At 63.9% G+C, this 12,106-nt stretch carries 9 protein-coding genes; 4 read left to right on the plus strand and 5 right to left on the minus strand.

What is annotated here, in order from left to right; translation table 11 throughout:
* The first annotated feature begins 27 nt into the window (after positions 1–27).
* Together GSQ89_RS09395 and GSQ89_RS09400 are read left to right on the plus strand one after the other, a co-directional pair.
* Positions 28–2,697: a Hint domain-containing protein gene (locus GSQ89_RS09395; protein WP_158924315.1), complete on the plus strand. Its 2,670-nt coding sequence runs from the start codon at positions 28–30 to the stop codon at positions 2,695–2,697.
* A 68-nt stretch (positions 2,698–2,765) separates the two neighbouring features.
* Entirely contained in the window at positions 2,766–4,124 is a 1,359-nt protein-coding gene (locus GSQ89_RS09400; RefSeq protein WP_158924317.1) for an MFS transporter, read from the plus strand.
* On the opposite strand, the gene GSQ89_RS09405 is transcribed toward GSQ89_RS09400, so the two are convergent.
* On the minus strand, positions 4,121–4,282 hold the full coding sequence (locus tag GSQ89_RS09405) for a hypothetical protein (RefSeq protein WP_158924319.1): 162 nt from the start codon (positions 4,280–4,282) through the stop codon (positions 4,121–4,123). The genes GSQ89_RS09400 and GSQ89_RS09405 overlap by 4 nt on opposite strands.
* A 408-nt stretch (positions 4,283–4,690) precedes the next feature.
* Between GSQ89_RS09405 and GSQ89_RS09410 the strand changes: the two genes are divergently transcribed.
* Together GSQ89_RS09410 and GSQ89_RS09415 are read left to right on the plus strand one after the other, a co-directional pair.
* Positions 4,691–5,833 (plus strand): efflux RND transporter periplasmic adaptor subunit, encoded by a 1,143-nt coding sequence (locus GSQ89_RS09410; RefSeq protein ID WP_158924321.1) that lies wholly within the window; start codon positions 4,691–4,693, stop codon positions 5,831–5,833.
* Positions 5,830–8,973, plus strand: a complete 3,144-nt coding sequence (locus GSQ89_RS09415) for an efflux RND transporter permease subunit (protein ID WP_158924323.1) — start codon at positions 5,830–5,832, stop codon at positions 8,971–8,973. Before GSQ89_RS09410 ends, GSQ89_RS09415 begins: the two co-directional genes overlap by 4 nt.
* A 9-nt stretch (positions 8,974–8,982) precedes the next feature.
* Here GSQ89_RS09415 and GSQ89_RS09420 read toward each other — a convergent pair whose 3' ends face one another.
* From GSQ89_RS09420 to GSQ89_RS09435, 4 genes are all read right to left on the minus strand, one after another.
* Entirely contained in the window at positions 8,983–9,510 is a 528-nt protein-coding gene (locus GSQ89_RS09420) for a hypothetical protein (protein ID WP_158924325.1), read from the minus strand.
* Between the two features lie 309 nt (positions 9,511–9,819).
* Entirely contained in the window at positions 9,820–10,440 is a 621-nt protein-coding gene (locus tag GSQ89_RS09425; RefSeq protein WP_158924327.1) for a hypothetical protein, read from the minus strand.
* A gap of 10 nt (positions 10,441–10,450) precedes the next feature.
* Positions 10,451–11,503, minus strand: a complete 1,053-nt coding sequence (gene gtdA / locus GSQ89_RS09430; RefSeq protein WP_158924329.1) for a gentisate 1,2-dioxygenase — start codon at positions 11,501–11,503, stop codon at positions 10,451–10,453.
* Between the two features lie 12 nt (positions 11,504–11,515).
* Positions 11,516–11,980, minus strand: a complete 465-nt coding sequence (locus GSQ89_RS09435) for an aromatic-ring-hydroxylating dioxygenase subunit beta (RefSeq protein WP_158924331.1) — start codon at positions 11,978–11,980, stop codon at positions 11,516–11,518.
* Positions 11,981–12,106 lie beyond the last annotated feature (126 nt).

The following is a 12,106-nucleotide window of genomic DNA, read 5'->3' on the forward strand; positions in this document are numbered from 1 at the left end:
CGGGCCGGGCCTGCCAGGAGAGAGTGAATGAGCACCATCTCGACCACCATCAGCACCAATATCTATTACGGTACGGGACAGACCTATCCATCGCCGCTGACCATCACCAGCACCGGCGCAGTGATCGCGTCCTCCCCCGGCGCGATCGCAGTCAAGGGCTCCGGCGGCGGCACGCTGATCAATGACGGGTCGATCATCGCCAGCGGCAACGTCAGCATCGGTGTCGAGATCGTCTCGCCCGGCGGCAGCGTCGACAATTCGGGGCTCATTCAAGGCGGTGTCCGGGGCCTGTATATACAAGGGGTCGGCTACGTCGCGAACTACGGCACCATTCTGTCGACGAGTAGCGCGTCCCCATCGGCTGTCGAGCTCACCGGTGGCGGATCGCTGTTCAACAGCGGCGTGATCCTCGGCCAGACGGCCAGCGGCGATGGCGTGCGGATGGATGCGACCGGGGCGACGGTGGTCAATACCGGTCTGATCAGGGGCTATGGCGAGAGCCTCGGCATGGAGCAGGCCGGCACGGTCATCAACAGCGGCGTCATCCAACTGACCGGCACCACCGGCAGCGATGCCGCAGTCTTCCAGGGCAGGGGCGGCGGTACGCTGGTCAACCAGGGGACCGGCACGATCATCAGCGCAGCCACCGGCGGCAACGGCGTCCTGCTGGATTTCGCCGGCGGGTCGATCACCAATGGCGGGCTGATCCGGGCCTACGACTTCGGCGTCTATATGGAGGCCGGCGGTTTTATTACCAATACAGGTACTATACTGTCCACCGGAGCGAACGGCCGAGCGGCGGTGGAAATTAGTAATGTTACCAACGGTATTGGGACGGTATTCAACGCGGGCACGATCTTCGCCAACGGATTTGCCCAATCCGGTATCCAGATCGTCGGTTCCGGCGATACCGTTACGAATAGTGGATCGATACAAGGTTACTTTATCGGCATAGAAATGTCGGGGCCAGGGGTTATTATAAATTCTGGCCGTATCCATGCCCTGAGCACGGGCTTCGCCGGCGAAGCCGATGTCATCATGCCGAATGGCGGCAATTTCACCAATATGGCGAGCGGCTATATTGACCACGGCGTGTTTTTGAACGTCGACAACGACGGTGTGGGAGCCGACGCTACGGCCGTGAACGCCGGCACCATCTTCGGCGGCCTGTATCTGAACGCGGAACAGGGCGGCGGCGGGGCCGAATTCGCCGGCACAGGCACCATTTTCGACTCCGGCACCATCCACGGCAGCCCGTTCGCTATTTACTTAGGCGGAACGAACGCACTGCTGGTGCTGCAAAGCGGCTACTCGTTCGGTGGCGTCGTCGAAGCGGGCGGAAACGACCCGCACACGCTCGAGCTGATGAGCAACCCCGCCTCACCGGTCACGGTCAATTTCAACACCAACGAATTCCGCAACTTCGGCACCGCCGGTTTCGCCGCCGGCAGCAACAACGCCGGCACTCTCGCTCTGGCCGCCTCGGGCGACGTCCCCGGAACGATCGTCGGCTTCACCGCCGTGCACGACGTCATCGATCTGCAGTACATCAGCGACACCGGCGACAACGCCACCGCCATCCTGAACCCGATCAACGACCAGTTGACCGTCACCGGCGACAACGGCTCGCAGGTGCTGCAACTGGACCCGTCCGAGGACTACACCGGCCTCACCTTCAGCGCGATCCCCGACGCTGCCGCCACCGGCACCGACATTTCCCCCGTCATCTGCTTCTGTCGCGGCACGCAAATCCTGCTGGAACGTGGCGAAGCCCCCATCGAGACGCTGAAAATCGGCGATTGCGTCAGGCTGTTCGACGGCCGCACCGCTCCCATCGCGTGGATCGGTCGGGGCAAAGCCCTGGCCACCGGGGGCCAGCGGTCCGCCGCCACCCCGGTCATCGTGCGCAAGGACGCCCTGGGCGACAACATGCCGAACCGCGACCTGCACATCACCAAGGCGCATTCCCTCTATATCGACGACGTATTGATCCCGGTGGAATTCCTGGTCAATCACCGTTCCATCCTATGGGACGACCGCGCCCAGGAAGTCGAGATCTACCATGTCGAACTCGAAACGCACGACGTGCTGATCGCCAACGGCACCCCGTCCGAGAGCTACCGCGACGACGGCAATCGCTGGCTTTTCCGGAACGGCAACGAAAATTGGGACCGCCCGCCGCAACCCGCCTGCGCGCCGGTGCTCACCGGTGGTCCGATCGTCGACGCCATCTGGCGCCGCCTGCTGGACCGCTCCGGCCCGCCCGCCCAACTGCCTCTGACCGACGATCCGGACCTGCATCTGCTGGTGGACGGTCAGCGGCTGAATCCGACCCGCCATGCCAACGGCACGCATGTCTTCCGCCTGGCCGGCCCCCCCGAGACCGCACGCGTCATATCCCGGTCCGCCGCACCCCAGGAACTGGGCCTGGCGCGCGACCCACGCCGCCTGGGCGTGGCGTTGCGCCGGATCGACGTGCGGCAAGGCACCAAGCTCCGGATCATCGAAGCCGACGACACGCGGCTGGACCAAGGCTTTCACGCGTTCGAAGAAGACAACGAATTCCTCTGGACCAACGGCGACGCGACACTGCCGGCCGAGATATTCGCCGGCTTCACCGGTCCCCTGGTGGTCGAACTCACCGTCGCCGCCACGACACGCTATCCGGACGAGGCAAACCAGCGTCTGGTGGCATAGACGCCTCCCATGTGACACCGCCCCCGATCCCGCCTAGCCTTCCCGCAACAGACTTGGGGGCAACGCCAATGGCCAGCATCAGTGCGCGCTTGGACCGCCTGCCGATGACGTCCGCGCACCGGACGGCGTTCATCGCACTCGCCTTCGCCTATTTCTTCGAACTCGGCGATCTGAACACCTTCGCCTATGCCGCGCCGGCTGTGATCAAGCAGTGGGGCATCTCGGTCCACACCGTGGCGCTGATCACCTCGGCCAGTTTCGGCGGCATGACGATCGGCGCGCTGTCCGGCGGCAAGCTGGCCAACCATTTCGGCCGCCGCCGAGGCTTCGTCTTCGCCACCGTGCTGTACGGCCTGTGCTCCCTCCTGAATGCCGCCGCCTGGGACGTCGCCTCGTTGGCGGTGCTGCGCTTCGTCACCGGGATCGGGCTGTCGGCGATGACGGTGATCGCCAACACCTATATCAGCGAGTTCTTTCCCCGGCACCTGCGCGGTCGTTACATGGGCCTGACGATGACTGTCGGCCTGATCGGCATCCCCGCCACCGCCTGGGTCGCCCGCTTCCTGGTGCCGATGGGCGCCTGGGGCTGGCGGCTGGTGTTCGTCTGGGGCGCCCTGGGCATCATCGCCGCGATCATCGGCCGAGCGATGCCTGAATCGCCGCGCTGGCTGTCGGTGCAGGGCCGCACCGCGGACGCCGAGGCAACCGTCGCACACCTGGAACGACTCGCCCTGGCCCGCTATGGCACCTTGGCCGAACCGTCAGCGCAAGCGGACGAACCAGCCGCCCCAAGGCCGCCCTACGCGGCATTGTTCCGCCATCCGCATCTCAGCCGCACGCTGCTGCTGTCGATGATCTCCATCACCGGCACCGTCGGCTTCTACGGCTTCATGTCCTGGGTGCCGACCCTGCTGTTCGAGCATGGTTTCTCGGTGGTGAAATCGCTCACCTTCGTCAGCGTCATCTCCATCTGCAATCCGCTCGGCGCGCTGCTGGCGGCCGACCTGATGGAGCGGTTCGAGCGCAAATGGTTCAACACCGGCGCGTCCCTCACCGTGGTCGTCTGCGGCCTGGCCTACGGCTTCAGCCGCGACCCGACCTGGATCATGGTGTTCGGCGCGCTGATGGTGATCGGCCTGCAGGCCGGCGCAACCGGTAGCTACATTTACGCCTCGGAGCTGTTTTCCACCGACGTGCGATCCCTCGGCACCGGGTTCACCTATGGCATCGGGCGGCTGGCCAACGTGGCGGGCCCGTTCATCGTCGCCTGGGTCTATGCCGGCCTGGGGTATGAAGCGGTGTTCGCCTTCGTCGCCGGCTGTTACGTCCTGCGCGGCCTGGGCTACGCGTATGGACCCCGCACCACCGGCCGGTCGTTGGAGGAGGTCAACGAACCATTCGCGCCGGCCACGCGGTCACTCCGCTAACCGCCCGGCACGTCCTTGGTCAGATGTGCCGGATAGTTGACGTCATGCCGGCCGGCCATGATCTTTTCTTCGTCTTCCATCCGGTCGTCATCATGCGCCTGTGCGCGCTTTGTCTTGTCGAACGCCGAAGCCTTCTGATCGCGAGTCGAGTCGGACATCTTCATTCTCCCGGTGCGGGGCGCCACTCAGGCGCGGGAACGATCGCCGGCAGTCGTTCGGCCCGATGCGGGCCGTGCAGCGGGAAGGTTAGTCTCGACTTCCCCACCGCACAACAACTATCTGGATGAGATCGTTATCACCGAAATAAAACCCCCCGTGTCACAGACCGAAATAATCCTGTGCCTGACTGATGAAATGGCCTCCGGCGTTAGCGAATAGTTAACTTTGATGTGATAGGACTCGGCGATGCCCGGATCGGTGAGGAGAACCGCGCAGCGAACGGAACGATCGTAAGAAATTGTCATGCCGTCGAAATACGTCGCCATCTGTCCAAAAAGGGGACTGGTCGAAACGCAACGATGCCCGCTAACGTCCGCCCACGTCCAACGCAATCGTGAGGCAAAACAATGCGGCGACTCCGGAAGATGGTCGGATATGCCGTTATCGGCCTGACGCTCCTGGCCGGTGGGTGCAAGAAATCCAACCAGTATGTGCCGCCGCCGCCGCCGAAAGTCTCCGTTGCCAAGCCGATCTCGGAGAAAATCACCCGCTACCTGGAAGCGACCGGCAACACCGCAGCGGTGAACTCGGTCGATCTCGTCGCCCGCATCCAGGGTTTCGTGCAGGGGATCAGCTACACCGACGGGGCGATGGTGAAGACCGGCGACATCCTGTTCACCATAGAGCCGCCGCCCTATCAGGCGAAACTGCAACAGGCGCAGGCGGCCGAGGCCGCATCGCAGGCAACGCTGGTCGACGCCCAGGCGAACTTCGTCCGCAATGAAAGTTTGCAGAAAAATTCCGTCGCCTCGGTGCAGAACCTCGACGACGCTCGGGCTTCGCGCGACACCGCGCAGGCCAATGTCGCCGCGGCGGCAGCCAATACGCAACTGGCGGCGATCAACTACAGCTACACGCGCGTGCTCGCACCGTTCGCCGGCCGGGTGTCGGCGCATCTGGTGTCGATCGGCGACCTGGTCGGCACCCAGCCCACCAAGCTGGCGACCATCGTGCAGATGCAGCCGATGTACGTCACCTTCAACGTCAGCGAACAGGAAGTGTTGCGAATACGAGCCAACATCCGCAAGAGCGGCAAGCGGCCGGAGGATATCCAGTCGGTCCCGGTGGAGGTCGGCTTGCAGGGTGAAACCGGCTACCCGCATCGCGGACACATGGATTACGTCGCGCCGATGGTCGATCCGTCCACCGGGACGCTGGCGGCGCGCGGCGTGCTCGACAATGCCGATATCGTACTCCTGCCGGGATATTTCGCTCGGGTGAGGGTGCCGCTGGAAACCGACGTCAACGCGCTGCTGGTGCCCAACGCCGCGCTGGGGGCCGACCAGGGCGGCCGCTACGTGCTGGTGGTCGGCGACGATAATGTCGTGGACCAGAAGCACGTGACCACCGGGCCGGTGAAGGGCGCGTTCCGGGTGATCGAAACCGGGCTGACCGCGGACGACAGCGTGATCGTCGATGGCCTGCAGCGCGCGACCCCGGGTGAAAAGGTCGATCCGGCCACCGTCATGCTGATGGACGTGTCGCAATGATCGCGAAATTTTTCATCGAGCGGCCGGTCCTCGCCAATGTGCTGGCGATCCTGTTCGTGCTGCTGGGCGGCGTGTCGCTGTTCAACCTGCCGATCGCGCAGTTGCCCGACGTGGTGCCGCCGACGGTGCAGGTCACCACCCGCTATCCCGGGGCCAGCGCCACCGACATCATGAACACCGTCGCCCTGCCGATCGAGCAGCAGGTCAACGGCGTCCAGGGCATGCTGTACATGCAGTCCACCAGCGCCAGCGACGGCAGCTACTCGCTGATCGTTACGTTCGCCATCGGCACCGACCTGAACTACGCCCAGGTGCTGGTGCAGAACCGGGTCGCCAGCGCGATGGCCTCGCTGCCGCAGGCGGTGCAGGCGCAGGGCGTCGTGGTGCAGCAGAAATCGACGGCGATCCTGGGCATCGTCACCCTGACCGCGTCCAACAACCAGTATGACGGGCTGTATCTCAGCAACTACGCCGCCATCAACTTGCAGCAGGAAATGGCGCGTCTGCCCGGCGTCGGCAATGTCACGGTGTTCGGCGCCGGCCAGTATGCGATGCGGATCTGGCTCGATCCAAACCTGATGCAGGCCAGGGGTCTGACGGTCAGCGACGTGACCCAGGCCCTGCAGCAGCAAAGCTCCCAGGTCACCGCCGGGCAGATCGGCGCACCGCCGGCGAAAGGCCAGGATTTCCAGTACACGCTGAACGTCGCCGGCCGGCTGACCGACGTGACGCAGTTCGAGAACATCATCGTCAAGACCGGCTCCGACGGGGCGGTGACAAGGGTGCGCGATATCGGCCATGTCGAACTGGGCGCGCAGACTTATTCCCAGGCATTCACCGCCAACGGCAGGCCGTCGGCGGGGATGGCCGTATTCCAGTCGCCCGGCGCCAACGCGCTGACGGTGATGAAGGAAATCCGCGCGAAGATGGTGGAGCTGTCACGCGCGTTCCCGCAAGGCATGGAATACGACATTCCGTTCGACACCACGCGGTTCGTTTCTGCCTCGGTGAATGAGGTCTACAAGACGCTGATCGAGGCCGGAATCCTCGTGCTGATCGTCATCCTGGTGTTCCTGCAGGATATCAGGGCGACCCTGGTGCCGGCGACGACGGTGCCGGTGACGATCATCGGCGCCTTCGCAGCGATGGCGGCGCTGGGGTTCACCATCAACCTGTCCACTCTGTTCGCCATCGTGCTGGCGATCGGCATCGTGGTGGATGACGCGATCGTCGTGGTGGAAGGTGCCGCGCATTACGTCGAGCAGGGCCTCAGCGGCCATGACGCCGCCATCAAGGCGATGCGGGACCTGTTCGGCCCGATCATCGGCATCACGCTGGTGCTGATGTCGGTGTTCATCCCGGCGGCGTTCCTGCCGGGTCTGACCGGGCGGTTGTACGCCCAGTTCGCCCTGGTGATTGCCGCCACCGCGCTGATCAGCGCGATCAACGCCGCGACCTTGAAGCCGACACAATGCGCGCTGTGGCTGCGCCCGACCGTTCCGATGGAACAACGCAATCGGTTCTATCGCGCCTTCAACCACGGTTATGCTCGGTTGGAGCATTGGTACGTGGGCCTCGTCGGCTCGATGACGAAGCGCGCCGGGATCATGGTGGTGCTGGCGCTGTTGCTGATGGGCGGCGGCATCTTCGGATTGACCCGGCTGCCCACAGGGTTCCTGCCGCTGGAGGACCAGGGATACTTCCTCGTTTCGGTGCAGTTGCCGGACAGCGCCTCGCTGAGCCGTACGCAGGCGGTGATGGAGAAGGTGCAGAAAGCGGTCAGTTCGGTGCCAGGGGTGCAGGATGTGGTGTGCATCTCCGGCATTTCAGTGCTGGACAACAGCGCGTCGCTGTCCAATGCCGGGGTCGCCTATGTCGTCCTGAAGGATTGGAGCCAGCGGACATCCGCCAGCGAGGGGCTGCTGGGAATGTTCCAGGCATTGTCCGCCGCGGTGGCGCCGATCGAGGACGCGACGATCCTGGTTGTGCCGCCGCCGGCGATCCAGGGGATCGGCAATTCCGGCGGCTTCTCCATGCAGGTGGAGTTGCGCGACGGCAGTGGCGATTTCTCCAAGTTGCAGTCCCTGACACGGACGATCCTCGGCAATGCGCGCAGCCAATCGGAGCTGGCCAGGCTGAACACCACCATACGGGCGAACGTGCCGCAGATGCGGGTGACGGTGGACCGGACGAAGGCGGAGGCACTGCAGATTTCCGTCGGGCAGGTGTTCCAGACGCTGGCGACCTATGTCGGGTCCAGTTTCGTGGGTCAGATCAACAAGTTCGGGCTGACGTTCCAGGTCTACACTCAGGCGGATGCGTCGGCGAGGGTGACCCCGGCGGATATCGAGGCGCTGCCGGTGCGGGCCGGCAACGGCACCATGGTACCGTTGGGCACGGTGGTCGACATCACGCCCGATACCGGGCCGGCGCTTGTGCAACTGTACAATCTGTATCCGTCGGCAACGATCATCGGGTCCCCGGCCGCCGGGTTCAGTTCGGGGGAGGCACTGGACCTGATGGATGAGATCGCCCAGCGCGATTTGCCCTCGGGCAGTGCCTCCGAATGGACGGCGATGTCGTATCAGGAGAAAGCCGTAGGCAACCAGATCTACATCGTGTTCGCTCTGGCCATCCTGCTGGTGTACCTGGTCCTGGCGGGGCAGTACGAAAGCTGGCTGGCGCCGATCTCGGTGGTTCTGGCGGTGCCGCTGGCGTTGCTGGGGCCGGTGCTGGCTTTGACCGGCCTGGGCGTGGACAACAACCTGTACACGCAGATCGGGTTGATGCTGCTGATCGCGCTGGGGGCGAAGAACGCGATCCTGATCGTGGAAGTGGCGCGGGAGCAGCGGGTGCTGCACGGCGCCTCCATTCTGGATGCGGCGGTCGGCGCGGCGAAGGCCAGGTTGCGGCCGATCCTGATGACGTCCTTCGCGTTTATCCTCGGGGTGGTGCCGCTGGTGCTGGCGACCGGGGCAGGGGCGAATGCCCGTAAGTCGATCGGGATTTCGGTTTCGACGGGGATGCTGGCGTCCACCTGTCTGGCGGTGGTGTTTGTGCCTTGTTTCTTTGTCGTGATGCAGCGGTTCGAGGAATGGCTGGCCAGGGGCAAGACCTCGGCTGCCCGGAATTTGGTCTGATGTGCGCGCTCAGGCGGGGGCAGCGGGCCGGGACGCATCTTGGGCGCGGGTGGCGGTTATCATGGTGTCGTCCAATTGGTGGCGTGGCGATCCCGGGATGGATTTGCGATAGGCGATGATCTGGGCGTGGGTCTGCTGGATCAATGCTTCGACGTCGATGTCGGGGACGTCGTCGATCGGGTCGGCGGCTTGTTCGGCTGGCGGGGCCGGGTCGACGGCGAGGCGTTTGGCCAGTGCGTTCTCATTCTGCTGGCAGGTGCGGGCAAGGCTGTTGGCTTGGCGAACGTAATGCAACCGCATGTCGGGTGGCATTTCAGTCCCCTTGGATACCGCCAACAGGTCCATCGACGTGAAACTGAGGGCGATGATCCGCATGGCGTTGATCATCTCCGACCTGCTGCGGGCGCCGTAGGATTCCAGGGTTTCGAGGGCTTCTGTTCGAGCCAGCTCGAAATCCGAGGTCAGAGGCAGGAAGTAGGGCAGCAGGTAGGTAATCAGGCGTTCCCGGAACGGGCTGGAGGGGATGTGCGCTGACATGGCGGTGGGTCCGAGGTGTGTTTGTGATTTGTTCTTATCGGAAATCAAGGTGTAAATCAAGAGAAAAATGCACGCAAAGGTTGCAGAAAGAGACGGCAAGCCCCAAATGGCCCCTCATCGGGGCGCCACGCGACGCTCGTTTCAGGTGTTGTGGTGCCAAATTGTCGTTACCGATCCCGTGATCCGACACAACAACCAACCGGCCACGGCATGCGGCGTGCCGAGACGCCAGACAGTCTTGTCGCGTTTTGTGGAGCCGCCGCCCCGGGCATCGGAAGCCTGATGCTGTCTCGAACCGGTGGTGCGGCCCTATTTGTTGCCTATGCTGCCTTCTCCCATCGACACTTCGGGACTTGGAAGTGCTGGATTGAACAGGGAAACGGCATATCCCCCGGCATGTGGCGTCAGTACGAAATACCGGGGCTTCTCGCTGGCATAGGCCAACGATCCGCTCAGTTTGGGCAATACAAATGAGAGTTTTATTTTTCCACCACTGTTGGGAATGGTTTCGACAGTCGTGTGGATGTCCGCAGGTATATCGTACTGCGAATGCGCACCCGGGTTATGCCAAACGATATGCAGGTCTGCCGACTGCGGCCCAATTGCCCCGGATAGATCCAGCGCACAGATGAAAGGATATTGACTGGGCGAACACTTGCCGGAAGGGGCCTGGAGCGTGGCCGTAAATGGTCCGACAGGCGGGGCATTCTCCGCACGGCCTGTCATGGCCGAAAGAGTCACGAATGGCAGCGCAACGAGTACTTTCCGTACATTTTTCATGGTTATATTTTCCAGGCCTGATAATGCTATGCTGGCAATCCGGATGTCTCGGGCGAACGACCCCGCAAACATAAGATCGGCCCCCCTTGAATCGAAACGTTCCTTCCCTACCTCGACAGTAACAATGCCCAACGTGATCTTGATGTGCAAGGGGTTGGCCTTACCCCCGATGCTCGCGGAACAGCCCCAGCTTTTCCTGCGCCGTACGGTCGGAATAGCCGAACAACACCAGGTCGCTCTCCGCTTCCAACACCAACGTCCGCCACGACGGCACCACCAGCGTATCCTTGGCCTCCAGCGCGATGTCCTTGCCGTCGACCCGAGCCACCCCGCGCCCCTCGACCACCACAAACACCGTGCCATCCGTCGAAGCCCGAGGCCGGGACACAAACCCGCTCGGCAGCAGCCGCACATGGGCCGAGATCGTCGGCATCACCGCGCCGCCGTCCGCCGGGTTGGTGAACTCCAGCGCGTGACCGAAATGAGGATCGGGATCGCCGGACCGGGTGAGGGCGGCAAGACTGTCGCGCCACTCGGGGTAGGGGTAGTGGAACAAGGGTTGGCTGTGGGGCCGCCGGTCGGTGGCGGTGCCGCGCATCGGCCGCATGTTCCTGCCATAGCGCGCCGATGTATCGCCGAACGGAACGGTTTCCGGATGGGCGGATTCCGGCAGGTGTTCAGCGAAACTGGCGTCGAAATGCAGCACGGTGGGGATGTCCAGCCCATCCAGCCAGATCATCGGCTGGGTGGAGGTGTTGCCATGGTCGTGCCACTGCCAGCCGGGCGTCAGCACCAGGTCGAAGGGGCGCATGATGGCTTTCTCGCCATCGACGGCGGTGAAGGCGCCCTCGCCCTCCATCACGAAGCGCAGGGCGCACTGGGCGTGCCGGTGGCAGGGGGCGATCTCACCCGGCAGGATCAGTTGCAGGCCGGCATACAGGCTGGACGTGGCGCAGGACGAACCGGGCAGGCCGGGATTTTCCATGATCAGCACCCGGCGTTCGGCCTGGGCGGCACTGATCAGGTCGCCGGCGCGCAGCAGGTAGTCGCGGGCCTCGGCATAGCGCCAGCGATGCACCTGCGCGGGGGATCGTGGCTGTGGCGTGACCAGGGCGCCCAGCACCTCCCACAGCGGATACAGGCTGCGCGGCTGCATTTCCGCATACAGCGCCTTCAACTGGGTCGTCGCGTCGTTGCTGAGAACCGCGGACATGGGACGTTCCTTTTATGCGGGATAGATCAGGCTGTTCGGGATCATCTCGGAGTCGAAGACAACGACCCGTTCCCGCAGGCGCAACCGGTCTTCGTCCGGCACGATGACGTCGTGGCAGACGGCGGACAGCACGATATCGGTTTTCTTGTCGATCAGCGTCTGCACCACCAGCAGGTTATGCCGGGTGCGGACGCTGTCGCCGTCACGGGAGACGATGCGCAGTGGGCCGGGAAAGCGGCGGTAGTAACGCGGCGCGTACATCTGGGTGCGGGTGACGCCCATCACCCGGTCGATCAGCATGCCGCGGCTTTCGGCGTAGATCGTGGACAGCGTGTAGCCGGCCTCGTAATTCTCCCGCGGGATGACGCGGTAGAGGCAGGCTTCGGTGAAGAACGCCGGCCATTCCTCCAGCCGCACGTCGTCGAGGGTGTTGTAGTAGTCGTCGTAGAAGTCGCGCAAGGCGTCGCGGTCGATCATGGCAGGTCACCGTCGGTGTTACGGCAATTCGTCATGGCCGGGCGTGTCCCGGCCATCTTCGCACCGGCGGACGAAGCGCGGATGGCCCGGACACGCCGGGCCATGACGGTGGGGAAGGAACCTGGC

The sequence above is a fragment of the Acidisphaera sp. S103 genome (assembly GCF_009765975.1).
In the GTDB taxonomy this organism is placed as follows: domain Bacteria; phylum Pseudomonadota; class Alphaproteobacteria; order Acetobacterales; family Acetobacteraceae; genus Rhodopila.

What these genes read in the sequence shown, in the direction of transcription:
- gtdA (WP_158924329.1), bottom strand. Translation starts at nt 11,503, where the DNA reads ATGTCCGCGGTTCTCAGCAACGACGCGACGACCCAGTTGAAGGCGCTG.
- GSQ89_RS09420 (WP_158924325.1), bottom strand. Translation starts at nt 9,510, where the DNA reads ATGTCAGCGCACATCCCCTCCAGCCCGTTCCGGGAACGCCTGATTACC.
- GSQ89_RS09400 (WP_158924317.1), top strand. Translation starts at nt 2,766, where the DNA reads ATGGCCAGCATCAGTGCGCGCTTGGACCGCCTGCCGATGACGTCCGCG.
- GSQ89_RS09415 (WP_158924323.1), top strand. Translation starts at nt 5,830, where the DNA reads ATGATCGCGAAATTTTTCATCGAGCGGCCGGTCCTCGCCAATGTGCTG.
- GSQ89_RS09405 (WP_158924319.1), bottom strand. Translation starts at nt 4,282, where the DNA reads ATGTCCGACTCGACTCGCGATCAGAAGGCTTCGGCGTTCGACAAGACA.
- GSQ89_RS09395 (WP_158924315.1), top strand. Translation starts at nt 28, where the DNA reads ATGAGCACCATCTCGACCACCATCAGCACCAATATCTATTACGGTACG.
- GSQ89_RS09410 (WP_158924321.1), top strand. Translation starts at nt 4,691, where the DNA reads ATGCGGCGACTCCGGAAGATGGTCGGATATGCCGTTATCGGCCTGACG.
- GSQ89_RS09435 (WP_158924331.1), bottom strand. Translation starts at nt 11,980, where the DNA reads ATGATCGACCGCGACGCCTTGCGCGACTTCTACGACGACTACTACAAC.